Source organism: Cupriavidus sp. 01L43, from assembly GCF_056399925.1.
On record NZ_JBFTSH010000004.1, the window covers coordinates 17,838 to 35,498 of the forward strand.

The 17,661-nt window shown below is 67.7% G+C and carries 16 protein-coding genes; 12 read left to right on the forward strand and 4 right to left on the reverse strand.

Annotated elements, in window-relative coordinates; all coding sequences use genetic code 11:
* Window positions 1-7: 7 nt before the first annotated feature.
* On the reverse strand, window positions 8-856 hold the full coding sequence (locus AC1DP9_RS08895) for an EAL domain-containing protein (RefSeq protein WP_477107105.1): 849 nt from the start codon (window positions 854-856) through the stop codon (window positions 8-10).
* 427 nt (window positions 857-1,283) lie between these two features.
* Here AC1DP9_RS08895 and AC1DP9_RS08900 point away from each other — a divergent pair, with 427 nt between their 5' ends.
* The 8 genes from AC1DP9_RS08900 (at window position 1,284) to AC1DP9_RS08935 (ending at window position 8,381) form a co-directional block, all read left to right on the forward strand.
* Window positions 1,284-2,375, forward strand: coding sequence for a substrate-binding domain-containing protein (locus tag AC1DP9_RS08900; protein ID WP_477107106.1), 1,092 nt, complete (start codon window positions 1,284-1,286; stop codon window positions 2,373-2,375).
* 75 nt (window positions 2,376-2,450) lie between these two features.
* On the forward strand, window positions 2,451-3,485 hold the full coding sequence (locus AC1DP9_RS08905) for an ABC transporter substrate-binding protein (RefSeq protein WP_477107107.1): 1,035 nt from the start codon (window positions 2,451-2,453) through the stop codon (window positions 3,483-3,485).
* 92 nt (window positions 3,486-3,577) lie between these two features.
* Window positions 3,578-4,396: an ABC transporter permease gene (locus AC1DP9_RS08910; RefSeq protein ID WP_477107108.1), complete on the forward strand. Its 819-nt coding sequence runs from the start codon at window positions 3,578-3,580 to the stop codon at window positions 4,394-4,396.
* A gap of 32 nt (window positions 4,397-4,428) precedes the next feature.
* Window positions 4,429-5,313 carry an ABC transporter permease gene (locus AC1DP9_RS08915; protein ID WP_477107307.1) on the forward strand — a complete coding sequence of 295 codons (885 nt, stop codon included), beginning with the start codon at window positions 4,429-4,431 and terminating at the stop codon, window positions 5,311-5,313.
* Window positions 5,306-6,373 (forward strand): ABC transporter ATP-binding protein, encoded by a 1,068-nt coding sequence (locus tag AC1DP9_RS08920; RefSeq protein ID WP_092295051.1) that lies wholly within the window; start codon window positions 5,306-5,308, stop codon window positions 6,371-6,373. Before AC1DP9_RS08915 ends, AC1DP9_RS08920 begins: the two co-directional genes overlap by 8 nt.
* Window positions 6,370-7,218 (forward strand): phosphodiesterase, encoded by an 849-nt coding sequence (locus AC1DP9_RS08925; RefSeq protein ID WP_477107109.1) that lies wholly within the window; start codon window positions 6,370-6,372, stop codon window positions 7,216-7,218. Before AC1DP9_RS08920 ends, AC1DP9_RS08925 begins: the two co-directional genes overlap by 4 nt.
* 161 nt (window positions 7,219-7,379) lie before the next feature.
* Entirely contained in the window at window positions 7,380-8,072 is a 693-nt protein-coding gene (pepE, locus tag AC1DP9_RS08930) for a dipeptidase PepE (protein ID WP_477107110.1), read from the forward strand.
* A 102-nt stretch (window positions 8,073-8,174) separates the two neighbouring features.
* The gene (locus AC1DP9_RS08935; protein WP_477107111.1) at window positions 8,175-8,381 is read left to right on the forward strand and encodes a hypothetical protein; all 207 of its coding nucleotides are present in this window, start codon (window positions 8,175-8,177) and stop codon (window positions 8,379-8,381) included.
* A gap of 20 nt (window positions 8,382-8,401) precedes the next feature.
* On the opposite strand, the gene AC1DP9_RS08940 is transcribed toward AC1DP9_RS08935, so the two are convergent.
* Window positions 8,402-8,782, reverse strand: a complete 381-nt coding sequence (locus AC1DP9_RS08940) for a hypothetical protein (RefSeq protein WP_092295119.1) — start codon at window positions 8,780-8,782, stop codon at window positions 8,402-8,404.
* A 198-nt stretch (window positions 8,783-8,980) separates the two neighbouring features.
* On the opposite strand from AC1DP9_RS08940, the gene AC1DP9_RS08945 reads away from it, so the two are divergent.
* The 4 genes from AC1DP9_RS08945 to AC1DP9_RS08960 all read left to right on the forward strand — a co-directional run bounded on the left by AC1DP9_RS08945 (window position 8,981) and on the right by AC1DP9_RS08960 (window position 14,528).
* On the forward strand, window positions 8,981-10,003 hold the full coding sequence (locus AC1DP9_RS08945) for a class I fructose-bisphosphate aldolase (RefSeq protein WP_477107112.1): 1,023 nt from the start codon (window positions 8,981-8,983) through the stop codon (window positions 10,001-10,003).
* 413 nt (window positions 10,004-10,416) lie between these two features.
* A complete protein-coding gene (locus AC1DP9_RS08950) occupies window positions 10,417-11,079 on the forward strand; it encodes a response regulator transcription factor (RefSeq protein WP_477107113.1) in 663 nt (220 codons plus the stop codon).
* Window positions 11,080-11,097: 18 nt separating this feature from the next.
* On the forward strand, window positions 11,098-12,906 hold the full coding sequence (locus AC1DP9_RS08955; RefSeq protein WP_441592700.1) for an ATP-binding response regulator: 1,809 nt from the start codon (window positions 11,098-11,100) through the stop codon (window positions 12,904-12,906).
* 167 nt (window positions 12,907-13,073) lie between these two features.
* Window positions 13,074-14,528, forward strand: coding sequence for an aldehyde dehydrogenase family protein (locus AC1DP9_RS08960; RefSeq protein WP_477107114.1), 1,455 nt, complete (start codon window positions 13,074-13,076; stop codon window positions 14,526-14,528).
* A gap of 40 nt (window positions 14,529-14,568) precedes the next feature.
* Here the strand turns inward: AC1DP9_RS08960 and AC1DP9_RS08965 are convergent, their stop codons facing one another.
* Both AC1DP9_RS08965 and AC1DP9_RS08970 read right to left on the reverse strand, forming a co-directional pair.
* Window positions 14,569-14,736, reverse strand: a complete 168-nt coding sequence (locus AC1DP9_RS08965) for a hypothetical protein (RefSeq protein ID WP_177219923.1) — start codon at window positions 14,734-14,736, stop codon at window positions 14,569-14,571.
* A 181-nt stretch (window positions 14,737-14,917) separates the two neighbouring features.
* Entirely contained in the window at window positions 14,918-17,509 is a 2,592-nt protein-coding gene (locus AC1DP9_RS08970) for a hypothetical protein (protein WP_477107115.1), read from the reverse strand.
* Between the last annotated feature and the right edge of the window lie 152 nt (window positions 17,510-17,661).

Below are 17,661 nucleotides of genomic sequence, written 5' to 3' on the forward strand. Positions count from 1 at the left end.
GCCGGGCTTACTCGCCGGACCGCAGGCGCATGGCTGGGTCGATGCCTGGCTCGGACACCTTGTCGCCCGGCAACACCTCCACCGGGCCGGAACGGATCACGCGCAAGGCGTCTTCCGAAATCGTCAGCGGCGGCTCGGCCGTGGGCCGTGCCAGCAGGTAGCCCTGCGCGTAGTCGATGCCAAGGTCGCGGCAGATGCGCAGATCCGCTTCCTGCTCGATACCCTCCGCCACCAGCGCCGTGCCGCTGCTATCGGCCAGCCGGCGTATGGCGCGCAGCGCCTCCAGCTGGAACGGCGACGTCGCCACGCCATCCACCACCACGCGGGCGATCTTCACGTAATCGGGTTTCAGGGCGATCCACTGCCCCAGGCTGGCGTGGCCGGTGCCGTAGTCGTCCAGCGCGAACTGGGCGCCGCGCCCACGGATGGACTCCACCGCCCGCGACAGGCTATCCAGCGAGCCCAGCGGGGCCTGCTCGGTCAGTTCGATGACGATGCGGTCCGAAGTAATGCCGTGGGTTTTCAGGAAGGCGCGCACTTCGTCGCGATGGCTGTCCACCTCGCGAATCGAATCCGCGCTGTAGTTGATGAAGAGCTTGCCGGGGAGCCCGGCGCGCATGAACGCGGCAATACAGATGCGTGACGCCAGCCGCTCGAGCCGCACCAGACAACCCAGACGCGCCGCTTCAGCGAACAGCGCAACAGGGCTCTCCAGCGGCGTCCCGGCGGGACCGCGGATCAGGGCCTCGTAGCCAATGATCTCGCCATTGGCGAGCGACCCGATCGGCTGGAAAACAGGCCGCAGGCGTTGGTGTTCGAGGCAATCGGCAATAGTAGGCGTCAGAGGTCGCGACAAGGGCTTGCACTCAAACTGGCTGTGGATCGTGCTGTGGGCAAAAGCCACTCCCACTGCTGGCTAACGGCGCGCCCAAGACGCAACTTGATCCCCCACTTGCAGGGGGGATCCCATGCAGCGTGCACTTTGCGTCACACCGGTGCCGTACCCGCGACAAGGCGTCGGTCCATGCGCCCGGTCCGGCATATTCCCGATCTTGTGTGGCAATTTTGTGACGAAAGGCGCATGGGTGCTGTCATGGCGGCGTCATGAAACGGCCGGAGAATCCACCCCGAATCAACCCGAATTGACCCCGATTCAACAGGCGCAAGCCCGCCGGGCCTGCCGCAAATGCGGCACTGCAGCGACGGAATACCTTGACGCCTGATTTTTTGGCGCTTCAATGAAAACGTTTTCATTGCTCGCCGACTACCCGCCGAACCTACCCATGCCCAACGCCCGCCGTTCCGTTTTGCTGTCTGCCGATACCGAAGGCGAACGCGGCAATGGCGTGACGCTGGCGGACGTGGCGCTGGCCGCCGAAGTCTCGTTGGCCACGGCCTCGCGCGTGTTCAGCCATCCGCAGCTGGTGCGGGAGACCACCGCCCAGCGCGTGCACGAGGCCGCGCGCCGGCTGGCCTTCCGGCCCAACCTGCTCGGCGCCAAACTGCGCTCGCAGCAGACGCGCATCCTGGGCGTGATGCTGCCCACGCTGGAGAACGCGGTGTTCGCCGAATGCTGGGCCGGGATCGAGGAAGTCTCGCTGGCCACCGGCTATTCGCTGATGCTGGTGACCAGCGGCTACGACTCCGCCCGCGAGCGCGAACGTGTGGAATATTTGCTGCGCCACCGCGTGGACGGCATGGTGCTGACCGTCTCGGACGCCGCGCAGAGCGCCGTGCTCGACCAGCTCGACAGTGAAGGCGTGCCCTACGTGCTGGCCTACAACCAGGCCAGCACGGCCGGCCAGCGGCACTCGGTCTCCGTGGACAACCGCACCAGCGCCTGCGAGGGCGTGAACGCGCTGATCGCTGCGGGGCATCGGCGCATCGCGGTGGTGTCGGGCGCGTTCATGGCGTCCGACCGCGCCCGCCAACGGTTCGCCGGCTATGAGGATGCGATGCGCGCCCATGGCCTGCCGCCGCTGCCGCCCGTGAACCTGCCCTCCCATACCGCCAGCCATAGCGAGCGGATTGGCACGCTGATGGGCGGCGCCACCGCGCCCACCGCGTTCTTCTGCACCAACGACCTGCTGGCGATCGGCGTGATTTCGGATCTCAAGCGCCTGGGCCTGCGCGTGCCGCGCGACGTCTCCGTGCTCGGCTACGACGGCATCGCGCTCGGCGCACTGGTGGAGCCGCCGCTGGCCACCGTGGTGCAGCCCAATACCGACATCGGCGCCACCGCCGTGCGCCTGCTGCTCAAGCGCCTGCACGCCGGCACGCGTCCGGAGGCGCAGTCCGCCTCCGCCCCGAGCGTGACCCTGCTGCCCCACGCGCTGCGCGTGGCCGGCACCGTGGCCGCGCCGCCTGCATCCTGACCGATCGCCTGACTGACCGTTTCGCCTGCCGCCCTGCTGTCCTTATCCAATCGATCTCAAACCCGGGAGCCTGACATGACAACGCAATTTTCCTGGCGCCGCCCGCTGCGCTGGCTGGCCACTGCCGTGGCGGCCACCGCCTTCGGCGTCGCCTTCAGCCAGGGCGCGGCCGCGCAGACCGCCATCTGCTACAACTGCCCGCCCGAATGGGCCGACTGGGCCGCGCAGATCCGCGCCATCAAGGAAAAGAGCGGCGTGACGGTGCCGCTCGACAACAAGAACTCGGGCCAGGCGCTCGCGCAGCTGGTGGCAGAGCGCGCCAGCCCGGTGGCGGACGTGACCTACCTCGGCGTGACCTTCGGCATCCAGGCCAAGGCCGACGGCGTGACCCAGCCGTACAAGCCGGCCCACTGGGCCGACATCCCCGAGGGCCTGAAAGACCCGCAGGGCAACTGGTTCGCCATCCACTCGGGCACGCTGGGCTTCATGGTCAACGTCGATGCGCTGCGCGGCAAGCCCGTGCCGCAGTCGTGGGCCGACCTGCTCAAGCCGGAGTACAAGGGGCTGATCGGCTACCTGGACCCGTCCAGCGCCTTCGTCGGCTATGTGGGTGCCGTGGCGGTGAACCAGGCCCTTGGCGGCTCGCTGGACAACTTCGCGCCGGCCTACAAGTTCTTCAAGGACCTGCAGAAGAACCAGCCGATCGTGCCGAAGCAGACTGCCTACGCCCGCGTGCTGTCCGGCGAAATCCCGATCCTGCTCGACTACGACTTCAACGCCTACCGCGCCCGCTACAAGGACCGCGCCAACGTGGCCTTCGTGATTCCGAAGGAAGGCTCGCTGGTGGTGCCGTACGTGATGAGCCTGGTCAACAACGCGCCCCACCCGGCCGAGGGCCGCAAGGTGCTGGACTTCGTGCTGTCGGACGCCGGCCAGGCGCTGTGGGCCAACGCCTACCTGCGCCCGGTGCGTAACGTGCCGATGCCGAAGGACGTGGAAGCGCGCTTCCTGCCGGCCGCCGACTACGCCCGCGCCAAGCCGGTCGATTTCGGCAAGATGGCCGCCGCGCAGAAGGCGTTCAGCGAGCAGTACATGAAGGAAGTGCGGTAAGCATTTGCAGCTTGCCGCGTGTGTTCTCCCCGCTCCCGCTTGCGGGAGCGGGGAGAACACCAATCTTGGACCAAACCGCCCCCGTCACTGCCATGACCAAGCGATCTCTCCCGCTGTTCCTGTTCGCCCTGCCCGCGCTGGTGGTCTTCCTGGCGTTCTTCTGCCTGCCGATGGCGCGCCTGATCGAGGTCAGCGTCACCGGCAAGCAGGGCGCGGGCGTCTACTGGACCGTGCTGACCAGCGCGCGCTACCTGCATAGCCTGCTGGTGACGGTGGCGCTCTCCGCCGCCGTCACGCTGGCCACGCTGGTGATTGCCGGCATCGCCGGCACCTTCCTCCAGCGCCACCCCGTGCCCGGCAAACCCGTGCTGGTGGCCATCCTCACGTTTCCGCTGGCCTTTCCCGGCGTGGTGATCGGCTTCATGGTCATCATGCTCGGCGGGCGCAACGGCCTGCTGGCGATGGTCGGCGACGCGCTGGCCGGCGAGCGCTGGACCTTCGCCTACGGGCTGGCCGGGCTGTTCGTCGGCTACCTGTATTTCTCGATTCCGCGCGTGATCCTGACCGTGATGGCCGCCGTGGAGAAGCTCGACCCCTCGCTCGAGGAAGCCGCACGGTCGCTCGGCGCCAGCCCGTGGCGCGTGGTGCGGGACGTCATGCTGCCCGCGCTGATGCCGGCCATGCTGTCCAGCGGGGCGATCTGCTTCGCCACCAGCATGGGCGCCTTCGGCACGGCCTTCACGCTCGCCACGCAGCTCGACGTCTTGCCGCTGACCATCTACAACGAGTTCACCAACTACGCCAACTTCGGCATGGCCGCCGCGCTCTCGCTGCTGCTCGGCGCGGTCACCTGGGCCCTGCTGGCTGTGGCGCGCTGGATCTCGGGCGACGCCGTCGCCGCCACCGCATGAGTACCGCGAAAAAAGCCATGAAGAAACCACCGATGACCGCACCGCGCCGCCGCGCCGGCTACTGGCTGCAACTGGCGCTCACGCTGGCCGTCTGTCTGTTCATGACCGTACCGGTGGTGCTGTCCGTGTTGGCCGGGCTGACCAACAACATCTTCGTGGGCCTCTCCAGCGGACTGACCACGCGCTGGCTGCTCGAAGTCTGGGCGCTCTATCGCAACACCATCTTCCTCTCGCTCGGCATTGCGCTGGCCTGCCTGGCCTGCACGCTGGTGATTGGTGTGCCCGCCGCCTACTACATGGCGCTGCGCCGCAACCGCGTGACCCGGCTGATCGAGGAACTGCTGATGCTGCCCGTGGCCGTGCCGGGGCTGGCCACCGCCCTGGGGCTGATCCTGCTCTATGGCGGCTGGCAGGCGCTGCGCACGAGCTGGGTGTTCATCCTGATCGGCCACGTGCTGTTCACGCTGCCGTTCATGGTACGGGCAGTGCTGGCCATCCTGTCCGCCATCGACATCCGCACGCTGGAAGACGCCGCCGCCAGCCTGGGCGCCACGCGGCTGCAGCGCTTTTTCACCGTGGTGCTGCCGAACTGCCGGCAGGGCATCCTGGCCGGGGCGCTGATGGTGGTCACGCTGTCCGTGGGCGAGTTCAACCTGACCTGGATGCTGCACACCCCGACCACGCAAACCCTGCCGGTGGGGCTGGCGGACAGCTACGCGTCGATGCGGCTGGAGATCGGCTCCGCCTACACCATCGTCTTCTTTGTCATGATCATTCCGCTGCTGGTAGCGATGCAGGCGTTCAGCGCCATGGGCGCCCGCGCGCGCCGCCATGTATCAGAACCTGCCGAGCCGGCCACCGCCCCACTCCCCGCCGCCACGCCCGTAACCGCCTCCGTCGAGACCCGCCATGCATGAGCCCACCCCGATTCGCCTGCGCCAGTGCGCCAAGACCTTCGCGGACGGCACGCTGGCCCTGCAACCACTCGACCTCGACATCGGCGCCGCCGAGACCGTGGTGCTGCTGGGGCCGTCCGGCTGCGGCAAGACCACCACGCTGCGCATCATCGCCGGGCTGGAGCAGCCGGACGCGGGTGGCGAGGTCTGGTTTGGCGAGACCCGCGTGACCGACCAGCCGATCGAGCAGCGCGGCGTGGGCATGGTGTTCCAGAACTACGCGCTGTTCCCCAACATGACCGTGGCCGAGAACATCGGCTATGGCCTGCGCGTGCGGCGCGTGGATGGCGCCACGCAGCGCCGGCGCGTCGGCGATATGTTATCGATGATGCACCTGGAGCCGTTCGCCGACCGCCGCGTGGACCAGCTCTCCGGCGGCCAGCGGCAGCGCGTGGCCCTGGCGCGCGCCATCGCCGTGCAGCCGCGCGTGCTGCTGCTCGATGAACCGCTGACCGCGCTGGACGCCAAGCTGCGCGACGCCCTGCGCGCGGACATCAACCAGCTGCTGCGCAGCCTCCATATCACCGCGGTCTACGTCACCCACGACCAGGCCGAGGCGATGGCGCTCGGCGACCGCATCATCGTCATGGACCGCGGCCGCATCGCCCAGTCCGGCACGCCGCAGGAGATCTACCGCGCGCCGGCCAACGCCTTCGTGGCGGACTTCATCGGCACCATGAACCACCTGCCCGCGCAGGCCGAGGCCGGTCTGTGGCGCGTGCCCGGCGGCAGCGTGCCGATGGGGCCGCCCAGCGACGCCCCCGCGACGCCAGCCGCGCGGCTGATGTTCCGGCCCGAGGACGTGGCGCTGGTGCACGCTGATAGCGCCGATCGCGCCCATGTGGAAGGCACCGTGGTCACCGCGCTGTTCCTCGGCAACCACACACGCCTGCTGGTGGACGTGGGCGCCGCCACGCCGCTGATTGTCGATACCGCGCGCCGCGACGGCTGGCCGGCTGGCGCACGCGTCGGCCTGCGCATCGACACCGCCCACCTGATCACCCTTCCCGACGCTGCATGACCGCTCCTTCCCCCTATCTCGTCGCGCAACTGAGCGACCTCCATATCAAGGCCGGCGGCAAGCTGTCCTACCGGCGGGTCGATACGGCCGGCGCGCTCCATCAGGCCATCGACACCCTGCTGGCGGCCCCGCAAATCCCCGATACGGTCATCATTACCGGCGATCTGGTCGACTTCGGCAGCGAAGACGAATACCGCTTCCTGCGCGACATCCTGCAACGGCTGCCGATGCCGGTGCGGCTGCTGCCCGGCAACCACGACCACCGCACCACGCTGCGAAAGGTGTTCCCCGACCACGCCTACCTGTTCGACCACGGCGACGGCGAGGCGCCCATCCACTATGCGATGGCGGCGGGCCCGCTGCGGCTGGTCGGCTTCGACTGCACCGTCCCCGGCCAGCCCGGCGGCCGGGTGACACCCGAAGGACTGGCCTGGCTCGATGCCACGCTGGCCGCCGTGCCGGCCCAGCCGACGCTGCTGATGCTGCACCACCCGCCTTTCGTCACCGGCATCGGCCACATGGACCAGCAGGGGCTCGACAACGCCGCCGCGCTGGAGGCCCTGATCGCCCGGCACCCGCAGGTGGAGCGCGTGGTCTGCGGCCACCTGCACCGCCAGATCACGCGGCGCTTTGGCGGCACCATCGCCATCACCGCGCCGGGGCCGGCCCATCAGGTGGCGCTGGACCTCGATCCGCAGGCCGCCTCCCGCTTCCGCATGGAGCCGCCCGGCTACCTGCTGCACTGGTGGCACCCGGCCCACGGGCTGGTGACCCACCTCGCCGCCAGCGGGGACTACGGCCCGGCGCACCCGTTCTTCGACGCCAACGGGCGGCTGATCGACTGATCCGGCCCGGAAACCGCAAGACACACTAATAGATATAGGGAGATGAACAGGAGATGAGCGGGGCGCGGTTGTCATGCGCCCGCCACCTTGGGTACCATCGTCGGCTTACCCAACTTCCGGATCGCGGTTCCGCATAACGGAACACGACGACCTGCTTCGACATGGATCTCCTGCTGCTGAGCAATTCCTCCTCCGACGACGGCTACCTCGTGCACGCGCACGCGGCCATCACGGAACTGGCCGATGGCCGTACAGACGCGCTGTTCGTCCCCTACGCCGGGGTCACGCGTGACTGGGACGCCTACACCGAACAGGTCCGCGAGGCGTTGGCGCCCATCGGCATCACCGTGCGCGGCCTGCACGCCGAGGCGGACCCGCTGGCGGCAGTCAACGCGGCCACGCTGATCGTGGTGGGAGGCGGCAATACCTTCCGGCTGCTCCAGGTACTGCGCCAGCAGGCGCTGCTGGCCCCGATGGCCGCCCGCGTGCGCGCCGGCGCCGCGCGCTATATCGGCTGGAGTGCCGGCTCCAACCTCGCCACGCCCAGCATCCGCACAACCAACGACATGCCCGTGGTAGACCCGGGCGGCCTCGACGCCCTCGGCCTGATCCCGTTCCAGCTCAACCCGCACTACTACAACCTCGTCATCCCCGGCTTCCGTGGCGAAACCCGCGACCAGCGCCTGGCCGAGTTCACCACCCTCTCGCCCGACACCCCCGTCCTCGGCCTGCCCGAAGGCAACTGGGTCCGCGTGTCGGGTAATCGCCACACCTTGCATGGTCCGCACGTGGCGCGGTGGTTTTTGGGGGATCGGACTTGGGATGTGGGGGCGGGGGTGCTCGCGACGCCTTGACTGCGCGGGTGCGGTGACCGCTCGCTAGAGGAATGAAACGATTCGACTATCGTATGAACGTGTGCCGCCAAAGATGAATGGCATCGGCGGGCGCGGCATGCGATGGGCTCGACAAAGGGTCGCTTCAAGCCGACGCTTGGCACAAACCTGGTCAACGCCTTTCACATGGGTGCCATCGGCATGGTCATCGCGCTGATCTTTATCCTGGATGAGCCTTACCGTGGCGAGACTGCGGTGTCGCCCGCGCCCCTCGCCAAGGCGGGCGGTATCGCGAAGGCAGGCATCCCGTCGCCGCAGCCCTCCCACTGATCGACGTAGCGCCTGGGTCCCTACGGCAGGGTGCCGGGCGGCAACACGCTCCATCCTGAAACGCTACTGGATGTCGTCCTCCCGTGACTCCGGAGGACGCCGTTTTGGTCGAATTCGAAAAGGACCATCACCGACCGAATCTCGCCGCCTGAGAACAGCGGGCCAATGAACGGCAGAAAGCTCTCGGGATGTGGCCTGGAGCTGGCAAACGAATAGATCAGGACCGTCGAGCCGCTACTTAGGGATGCCCGCCAGGTCGGATTTCCGAGCTGCCCGGTAACGTCGTCGAGCGTGGAGAAGCCGATCATGAAGTACGACAACTGTTCCTGCTTCACATCGACGCCAGTCGACACGCAGGCAGCCAACCCGAACGTCGCCAAAAGAATGTGAACACCCGTCATGGCGAACCGGGCTCGTCCATGGAAGACCAGTGTGAGGAAGGACATGGCGCTTCTGGCGACTGACCGTTGACGGCAACCACCGGCCAGATGGATTCCGTGAATCGTTCACAAACACGTGGCCGTCTCCTACATTTATAGGCGCCTGAAGAGCACAACCCCATGCCGTGGGGGCTCATGCCACGCGTCCCGGAGCACATCATGGATACAAAAAGCGAATTGCAAGGCACCATGGATGCGCTGGTTCAGGCCGGCAAAGGCCTTCTGGCCGCCGACGAGAGCGGGCCAACGATTGCCAAGCGGTTCGAGCACATCGGTGTCCCATCAAGCGAGGAGACGCGCCGCGCGTGGCGCAGCCTGCTCTTGTCCACGCCGGGGCTCGGCGAGTTCATCAGTGGCGTGATCCTGTACGAGGAAACGCTGGGCCAGCGCGCCGACGATGGCACACCGTTACCGGAGATGGCGGCGCGCCAGGGCATCGTGCCCGGCATCAAGGTGGACAAGGGCAAGCTGGCGCTCGCCCACGCGCCCGGGGACGAGATCACCGAGGGCCTCGATGGGCTGGCGAAGCGGCTCGCGGGCTATCGCCAGCAGGGCGCGCGCTTCGCTAAGTGGCGCGCGGTGTACAACATCTCGGACACGCTCCCGGGCCGGCTCGCCATCGCAGCGAACGCGGACGCGCTGGCGCGCTATGCCGCGATCTGCCAGGAAGCGGGCGTGGTGCCGATCGTCGAGCCCGAGGTGCTGATGGACGGCGCGCACACCATGGCGCGTTGCGCCGAGGTGTCCGAGGCCGTGCTGCACGAAGTCTTCCACGCCTTGCACCGGCACAGGGTGGCGCTCGAGCACATGCTGCTGAAGCCGAGCATGGTGCTGCCCGGCAAGGCGTGCGGGCGTGCTGCAGCGGCCGAGGTGGCCATGCATACCGTGCAGATACTCAGGCGCACGGTGCCGGCGGCGGTGCCGGGCGTTTTCTTCCTGTCCGGCGGCCAGACACCCTCCGAAGCCACCGCCAATCTCGATGCGATGAACCGACTCGCCCCGCTGCCCTGGCGGCTGTCGTTTTCGTACGGCCGCGCCTTGCAGGAACCGGCGCTGCTGGCGTGGAGCGGCGAGGCAGGCAACGCGGCGCTCGCACAACGGGCCCTGTTGCAACGCTCCCGCCTGAACGGCATGGCCTGCCTGGGCCAATACCAGGCGGCGCTCGAGGATGCCACAGGCTGAGCCTGCAACACGCTCAGTGCGCCACGTGGGACGTCGGCATCCGAGCGGCGTCTCGTTCGTTCAGAGGGATGGGCGAAGACCGTGGAATTGGCTCGCCCTTTCCAGCAGGCCGGCGAGATGAAGAATCGTCGACTCGGCCTGCACGGGCGTACGGCGGGACTGCTGCCGGCGTAGGCCCGGCCCCGCACACCGTCGACAAGCAAAAGCCCAAAAAAATACCCACTGCCGGGAGGGAGTGGGTATCCAAAGTGGTATGGACAAGTCGCGGAATTCGTCCACGTGGCGATCCTCGCACCCCGGCACGCGAGTGCCAATAATCTTTCCGGACTAGCCGGGCGTCTGCGCAACGCCCCGCATGGACAAGCTGGCCGGAATCGAGTCCAATCGTCTCCTCCCCCGCCCCCCGCCGTTCCATGCCCCGTGCCCGCCTCCTGCTGATCGATGACCACACCCTGTTTCGCACGGGGCTCAAGCTGTTGCTGGCGGACAGTCCGAGCGTGGATACGATCATCGAGGCCGGTTCGGTGATGGAGGCCGTGGCGCAGCATGGCGAGAAGCCGGTGGACATCGTCCTGCTCGACATCCAGATGCCGGGCCTGAACGGGATCGAGGGCGTAAAGGTACTTAAGCGTCACTTTCAGACGGCGAAATTCCTGATCGTCTCGGGCACCTCCGGGCTCGACGCCATATCAGCCGAGGCGCGCAAGGACATTGCCGGATTCCTGCCGAAGTCCGCCGATGCGCGCGAGATCGAGGAAGCGATTGCCTGCTGCCTGAGCGGCGGCACGCATTTCGCCACGGAAGGCAACGGCGGCTGCCTCGATGGCCTGAATGGGCTGAATGGCGCCCCGCAGGCGGCGCACTATGCGCCGAGCCAGCTCACGCCGCGCCAGTTGGAGGTGCTGGGGCAACTCAACCTGGGGCGATCGAACAAGGTCATCGCCTATCACCTGGGGCTGTCCGAGAACACCGTGCGCGTGCACGTGGCGGCCATTCTCGGCCACCTTGGCGTGGTCAGCCGCGTGGAAGCCATCCTCGAGGCCCAGCGCCGCGGGCTGGTGCAGGCGCAACGCTGACTGCCCGCCGCCATCCGCATGACATCGACTCCATTCGGCCTGCTCCCGCGCTACGACGAGCCGCGCCTGCTGACGGCGCAGATGGAGTTGATCGACCAGAGTTTTGGCATCGCCATGCTCGGCTGCGCGCTGGCTGCGCTGATATTGGCCAGCGGGCTGACCATCACCGGCGGGCACCCGGGCGCGCTGCCCTGGGCGGCGGCAATGGCCATCGCCTGCGCGGCGGCCTATTTCGGGCGGCTGGCGGTGCCGAACCGGCTCACCGAATCCGGCTCGGGCCGCTACGCGCGGGTCATGACCGTGATGCTGGTGCTGATCGGCAGCCTGTGGGGGCTGGTGGCCTGGCTCTATCTCGATATCCGCTCCCCGGCCGTGGTGATCTGCGTGCTGTCGCTGATCGCCGGCATGAGCGCGGCGGCGCTCGCGGTGTTCTCGGCCTGCCTGCCGGTGGCGGTGGGCTTCTTCATCCCGTCGATCGTTCCGGTCTGGATGGTCTTCCTGGCCACGGGCGATATCGCCTACCTGCCGATGTTCCTCGGCACGCCGCTCTACCTCGTGGTGCTGATGATTTTCGCGCGCAACTACGCGCGCGTGGCGCGGCATGCCATCGCCCTGCGCTTCGAAAACGTCGAACTCATTTCGCAGTTGCGCGACCAGACCGCGCGCGCCGGCCACGCCCAGCGCGGGGCCGAGGAAGCCAACCGGGCGAAGTCGGTGTTCCTGGCCTCCGCCAGCCACGACCTGCGCCAGCCTTTGCACGCGCTGGGGCTGTTCGTGGTCTCGCTGGGCCGCACGCGGCTCGATGACCACCAGCGCCAGCTGCTGGCCCATATCGAGGCTTCCTCCGGCGCGGCACGCGAGATGCTGAACACGCTGCTCGATTTCTCGAAGCTCGAAGCGGGCGTGATCACGCCCCGGCCGCGCCCGTTCCGTCTGCAGCCGCTGCTGTACAAGCTCGAGAACGAGTTCGCGCCGCAAGCCAACGCGCGCGGGCTGGTCTACCGCACGCGCGACACCACCGCCACGCTGTTCGGCGACCCGACGCTGGTGGAACTGATCCTGCGCAACCTGATTGCGAACGCCATCCGCTACACGCGCACGGGTGGCGTGCTGGTGGCCTGCCGCACGCGCCGCTTCCATGTGTCGGTGGAGGTCTGGGACACCGGCATCGGCATTCCGGCCGCGCAGCACCAGGACATCTTCCGCGAGTTCCACCAGCTCGGGAATCCCGAGCGCGACCAGCGCAAGGGGCTGGGCCTCGGGCTGGCCATCGTCGAAGGACTGGCGCGCACGATGCAGACGCGCGTGACGCTGGCCTCCGCGCCCGAGCGTGGCTCGGTGTTCCGGCTACGGCTGCCGCTGGCCTGGACCGCGCCCGAGGAAGTCGCCCATCCGCGCGCCGCGATGCGGTTGGACGGGCTGCGCGTGCTGGTGATCGACGACGACCCGGCCATCCGCGAGGCCATGGCCGGGCTGCTGGCGGTCTGGCACTGCCAGTGCCGCACCGCCGAGAGCGAGGAAGAGGCGCTGGCCACGCTGGAGGCCTTCACCCCGGACCTGATCCTGGCCGATTACCGCCTGCGCGGCCATCGCACCGGGCAGGAAGCCATGGCGGCCATCCGCGAGCGCGTGGGCCGTGCGCTGCCGGCCATCATCATCACCGGCGACACCGCCGCTGACCGCCTGCGGCATGCCCATGCCGGCGGCACCGCCCTGCTCCACAAACCCGTGGTGCCGGGCGAACTCCACGCGGCCATCAGCACCCTGCTGCGCGAGTCCCACTGGGTGGAAATCGACCAGGGTGAATGCTCGCGGGCGGAACAATAAGCCCCACCCCTATTCATGCATTAAAAGCATGAATGAATCAGTCCTATTAATTGGACTTAGATCAGCACGCCCACCACACTGCAAGGCAGAAGCGGGCGCGGCACCGCAGCTCGTCCGGCCAATGCGCACGTCATCCCCAACAATGACCCAGCAGCGAGGAGCCTTCCATGCCTTTGTCCCCATCCGGCGACCTGCCGACCCATGATCTGCTGATCGACGGCCAGCGCGCACCGCCCGGAAGTGGCGAATACTCCACTGACATCAATCCGGCCAACGAAACGCCCATCGCCCGCGTGGCGCAGGGCAATGCCGCCGACGTGGACCGCGCCGTGCAGGCCGCGCGCGCCGCGCTGAAGGTCTGGAACCGCATGCGCGCCGCCGAGCGCGGGCGCATTCTCTACCGCTTCGCCGACCTGCTGGAAGCCCACGCCGAGGAACTGGTGCAGCTGGAAAGCCAGGACTGCGGCAAGCCGCTGGCCGGCGTGCGGCGCCAGGACGTGCCGGCCGCCATCGACACCGTGCGCTACTACGCCGGCTGGTGCGACAAGATCAACGGCCAGGTGATTCCCGCCCGCAACGACGCGCTGACCTACACCGTGCGCCAGCCGGTGGGCGTGGTGGCCGCCATCGTGCCGTGGAACTTCCCGCTGATGATCGGCATGTGGAAGATTGCCCCGGCGCTGGCATGCGGCTGCACGCTGGTGGTGAAGCCGGCCGAAATCACCCCGCTCTCCGCGCTGCGCGTGGCCGAGCTGGCGCTGGAGGCTGGCGTGCCGCCGGGCGTGTTCAATATCGTCACGGGCAAGGGCAGCGTGGTCGGCAACGCGCTGGTGGCGCACCCGGGCGTCGACAAGGTGACCTTCACGGGCTCGCCGAGCGTGGGGCGCGGCATCATGCAGGGCGCGGCGGCCAACTTCAAGCGCGTGACGCTGGAGCTGGGCGGCAAGTCCGCCAATGTGATTTTTGCCGATGCCGACCTGGACGCCGCCACGCGCGCGGCGGCCTCCGGCATCTTCTTCAACGCGGGCCAGGTCTGCTCGGCGGGCTCGCGCATCCTGGCGCAGCGGCAGGTCTACGACGAAGTGGTCGAGCGGATGGCCGCGCGCGCCCGCGCGATCCGCGTGGGCGACCCGGCCGAGCCCGGCACGACCATGGGCCCGGTGGTCTCGGCGGCGCAGATGAAGACCGTGCTGGACTACGTGGAGATCGGCAAGAAGGAAGGCGCGAGCGCGGTCACCGGCGGCGCGCGCATCGGCGAACGGGGCTTCTACGTGGCGCCCACCGTGTTCGCCAACGTCGAGCACGAGATGCGCATCTCGCAGGAGGAAATCTTCGGCCCGGTGGCCAGCGTGATCCCGTTCGACGATGAGGCGGACGCGGTGCGCATCGCCAACGGCACCGCCTTCAGCCTCGCGGCCGGGGTGTGGAGCGCGGACATCGCGCGCGTGCACAAGGTGGCCGGCGAGCTGCGCGCGGGCACCGTGTGGATCAACACCTATGGCTATACGGACGTGAGGCTGCCGTGGGGCGGGTCGGGCGACTCGGGCCTGGGACGCGAGCACGGCGATGCCGCCATCGAGAACTTCACGGAACCAAAGGCGATCTGGCTGTCGCTACGCTAGCGTCAGCCAGAACGGAGGAGGATGGGATGCGGAGGGTCGGTCAGCCGACCATCCGCATCGGCAGCAGCGCGTAGGCGATCGTCAGCACGCCGACGATGGCCGGGGAGCCGTACTTGAGCGCCAGGCTCTGCGACTGCACGCCCAGATACGTGTACGCGCAGATCAGCATCATGGCGCAGGCAAAAACAAGGCCGTCATAGACTTGCATGGATGTCTCCCAGAGTTCGTTCTTCGACTACTTCTGTGATGGCGGGCTGGCTCGAATCGGGGCGCCCGCGGTACTGCCCAACGCAATCTATTGAGGCCCATGGTCGTCACTTCACCGGGTCGTGACAATCATGGAAATCCCTGCTCCTGCCGCGCCTGGCTCATCGCCTATGGCGCGTGCCTTATTTGCCGCATCGCACCAATCCGCGCCGCCGCAGCCGGCGCTGCGGACGGGGCGTGCCCAGCGACGCGGCGTCGTTGCCGAACGGGATCGGGTGGTCCATGTACGCGTTGAGCTTGTCGCGCACGAAGGAGGTGTCATCGCCCACCGTCGAAATGATGCCCGTGGTGGCGCCGCCGCCCAGCAGCAGCGTGAAGATGCCGCGATACGGGAAGTCGCCATAGGCCGGGGCGCTGACGTCGAACGGTATCGAGCGCTCGAACATGTCCTCGGCGCTCGTGCCCATCGCCCAGTGGAAGGCATCCGGGAACTGCAGGGCGATGATCTTCGGATTGATGTTGTGGTAATCGCTGCCGATGGCCGGATCGCCGAGGATGTACGTGCCGCCCGTGCCCCAGTTCTGCGTGTCGAAGTTGTCGTTGACCGGGTCCGTGACCAGCGGCGCATGGCTGGCCGGCACCTGCCACGGCATGATCGGCACCTTGAGATCGCGGCTCAGTTCGGCGCAGAAGTCGAAGAAGCGCTTCCACTCGTGCACCCAGTAGCAATAGCCGTTGGCGTAGGCGCGGATGGTGAAGTCGTCGGCCTCGTAGCGGTCCACGGCGAGGAAGTCCGGCGCGTACGGCCCCTCGTGGACCTTCAGCGCCCGCACATACGCGGCGGTGACCCGGCCGTTGCGGACCGGTGAGTCGTCGGATGCGTAGATCCACTCGGACGCCCCCACCCCCCACAGGTTGACCTGCCAGCCGAAGGTGACCGCCGGCGCCACGGTGCGGATCAGCCAGTTCACGGCCGCCACATAGCCCCGGATGTTCTCTTCGATGTTCTGCGGAATCGTGGCGACCACCTTCCAGTGGGCCAGGGCCTGCCGCAGCGGCTCGCGCACCGGCATGGCGTAGTCCGGCGCGAATCCGCCCTGCTGGCAGGCGCCGAGGAAGTCCGGGTTGACCACGAAGCCGCACGGCACCGGATGGTCGACATCGGTGTGGGCCTTCGCCAGGTTCAGCGACAGGATGAGGTTGCCGAAGCTGTGAGCCAGCCCCTGCGTGTTGGCGAGCTGCGTGGGCGTGTCGCCAAGGGACAGGTTGCAGGTATAGGACACCATCACCGGCAGCACCTTGTGGCCGCCGCCAATCTGCTGCTCCACATCGCGCGCCAGCAGGATGGTGCGCGTGGTCTGGGCGTCGTCGGTTAGGTATTGGCCGGGATCGCCGGCCCCATCGAAGCCCGCGTACTTGAACACCGATGACGCGCGCGCCGCGACGAAGTCCACCGCATTGCCCGGCGTCAGGTCGGCGCAGCCGCCGAAGCTCAGGAAATCCGGGAAGCCGCGCACCTTGAGGTTCGCGCCCTGCGCGACGTCGATATGCAGCTGCGCCTTGCCCGTGGACAGCACCACGAGGTAGTCCGCGGTCTGCGTGTTGTACACCACGCCGTCGTAGATGAAGTCCGACACCTCCACGGCGTACGTCTGCGGCTGCACCGGCACGGCGAGGTTGTAGCTATGCGTGCCCGCCACGAGGTGGAAGGTCTGGTGATAGCTCATGTTCGGCGCCACCAGGCGCACGTCCAGCGGCGCATTGACGGTCACGTCCGAGGTGATGACGACCGGCAGCGTCACGAAGCCGGCGGTGCTGACCGCCGTGGAATGCATGTCGGCGGCCGTGAACGCAACGAACTGGAGCTTGGTATCGAGCGAACGGTGCTGGGACGGGAACGTGTGGCGAACGTTGTTCACCGCGATGCTCGCCACGCTGATGTCGACCACGCCGACCAGCGGCAGCCCGTGCAGTTGCGTGAGATGCCCGGGCGGGCTCGAGAACGCGGCGAGCGGGTCCTGGCTGTTGCGGGACACCACCGTGACGTCGAGCAGTTCGTCCGCCAGCACGGGAATATCGCCAATCGACACATCGAGCGCCGCGGTGTACTTCGCCGGGTCGTAGACGACCATGATGACTGCATTGCTGCCGGGCGTGACCGTGACTGTCGACGGCTGCACATGGGCAGTGGACACGACCGTGCCGGCATGGTTCGACAGCGGGCTGGCGGTAATCGAATACGTGCCGGCCGGCAGCGCCAGCGGCGTGGTCGTGCCCGGCGCCACTGTCTCCACATGGACTTGGGTGCCCTGCGTGAAGTACAGGGTCTGGGCGGACGAGTACAGCCGCTCATCGGGCGCCGAGTTGACCTGCACGCTGACGATGCCGTTGGTATCCGGCAGCGTATCCGCAGCCAGCGCGAACGACGACAGGTAGTCGGCCGCGTCGGGGCCGGTCAGGTCGCCATTGATGCCGATATTGATCTTGTCCTGGGCGGCAAACGTGTGCCCCAGTTCGAAAATGAGCTTGGCGGTAACGTCCCAGGTCTGGCTGTCGATCTGGTCATTCGTGGTCTCCGCCGTGGTCGGCGTCCACATCCAGAACTGCGGATTGAAGTCGGTGGGCTGCACCGATGCCGGGGAATGGAACCCCATGCCGAGGAAGTCGTTGACCCGGACCGCGCTGCCATCGGCGTAGCGGATATTCGTGACCGAGATCACGCCATACCACTGCGACGCCCCGCTCTCCACCTTGATGTCGTAAAGCACTGCCATGATCCCTGCCTCCGCATGTTCGTCAGCGCGGCGCCCCGTGCGCCAGCGTCAGCGCAGGTTAGGCGGCAAGGCAGGATCGGAGAATGGATTGGCGATGCGCGCCGGATGCATCAGATGGATCAGGCGCGCCGGGAAAGGCTGGACAAGGGGAA

What these genes read in the sequence shown, in the direction of transcription:
- AC1DP9_RS08920 (WP_092295051.1), top strand. Translation starts at nt 5,306, where the DNA reads ATGCATGAGCCCACCCCGATTCGCCTGCGCCAGTGCGCCAAGACCTTC.
- AC1DP9_RS08925 (WP_477107109.1), top strand. Translation starts at nt 6,370, where the DNA reads ATGACCGCTCCTTCCCCCTATCTCGTCGCGCAACTGAGCGACCTCCAT.
- AC1DP9_RS08950 (WP_477107113.1), top strand. Translation starts at nt 10,417, where the DNA reads ATGCCCCGTGCCCGCCTCCTGCTGATCGATGACCACACCCTGTTTCGC.
- AC1DP9_RS08945 (WP_477107112.1), top strand. Translation starts at nt 8,981, where the DNA reads ATGGATACAAAAAGCGAATTGCAAGGCACCATGGATGCGCTGGTTCAG.
- AC1DP9_RS08955 (WP_441592700.1), top strand. Translation starts at nt 11,098, where the DNA reads ATGACATCGACTCCATTCGGCCTGCTCCCGCGCTACGACGAGCCGCGC.
- pepE (WP_477107110.1), top strand. Translation starts at nt 7,380, where the DNA reads ATGGATCTCCTGCTGCTGAGCAATTCCTCCTCCGACGACGGCTACCTC.
- AC1DP9_RS08940 (WP_092295119.1), bottom strand. Translation starts at nt 8,782, where the DNA reads ATGACGGGTGTTCACATTCTTTTGGCGACGTTCGGGTTGGCTGCCTGC.
- AC1DP9_RS08970 (WP_477107115.1), bottom strand. Translation starts at nt 17,509, where the DNA reads ATGGCAGTGCTTTACGACATCAAGGTGGAGAGCGGGGCGTCGCAGTGG.
- AC1DP9_RS08965 (WP_177219923.1), bottom strand. Translation starts at nt 14,736, where the DNA reads ATGCAAGTCTATGACGGCCTTGTTTTTGCCTGCGCCATGATGCTGATC.
- AC1DP9_RS08915 (WP_477107307.1), top strand. Translation starts at nt 4,429, where the DNA reads ATGACCGCACCGCGCCGCCGCGCCGGCTACTGGCTGCAACTGGCGCTC.
- AC1DP9_RS08900 (WP_477107106.1), top strand. Translation starts at nt 1,284, where the DNA reads ATGCCCAACGCCCGCCGTTCCGTTTTGCTGTCTGCCGATACCGAAGGC.
- AC1DP9_RS08910 (WP_477107108.1), top strand. Translation starts at nt 3,578, where the DNA reads ATGACCAAGCGATCTCTCCCGCTGTTCCTGTTCGCCCTGCCCGCGCTG.
- AC1DP9_RS08960 (WP_477107114.1), top strand. Translation starts at nt 13,074, where the DNA reads ATGCCTTTGTCCCCATCCGGCGACCTGCCGACCCATGATCTGCTGATC.
- AC1DP9_RS08935 (WP_477107111.1), top strand. Translation starts at nt 8,175, where the DNA reads ATGGGCTCGACAAAGGGTCGCTTCAAGCCGACGCTTGGCACAAACCTG.
- AC1DP9_RS08905 (WP_477107107.1), top strand. Translation starts at nt 2,451, where the DNA reads ATGACAACGCAATTTTCCTGGCGCCGCCCGCTGCGCTGGCTGGCCACT.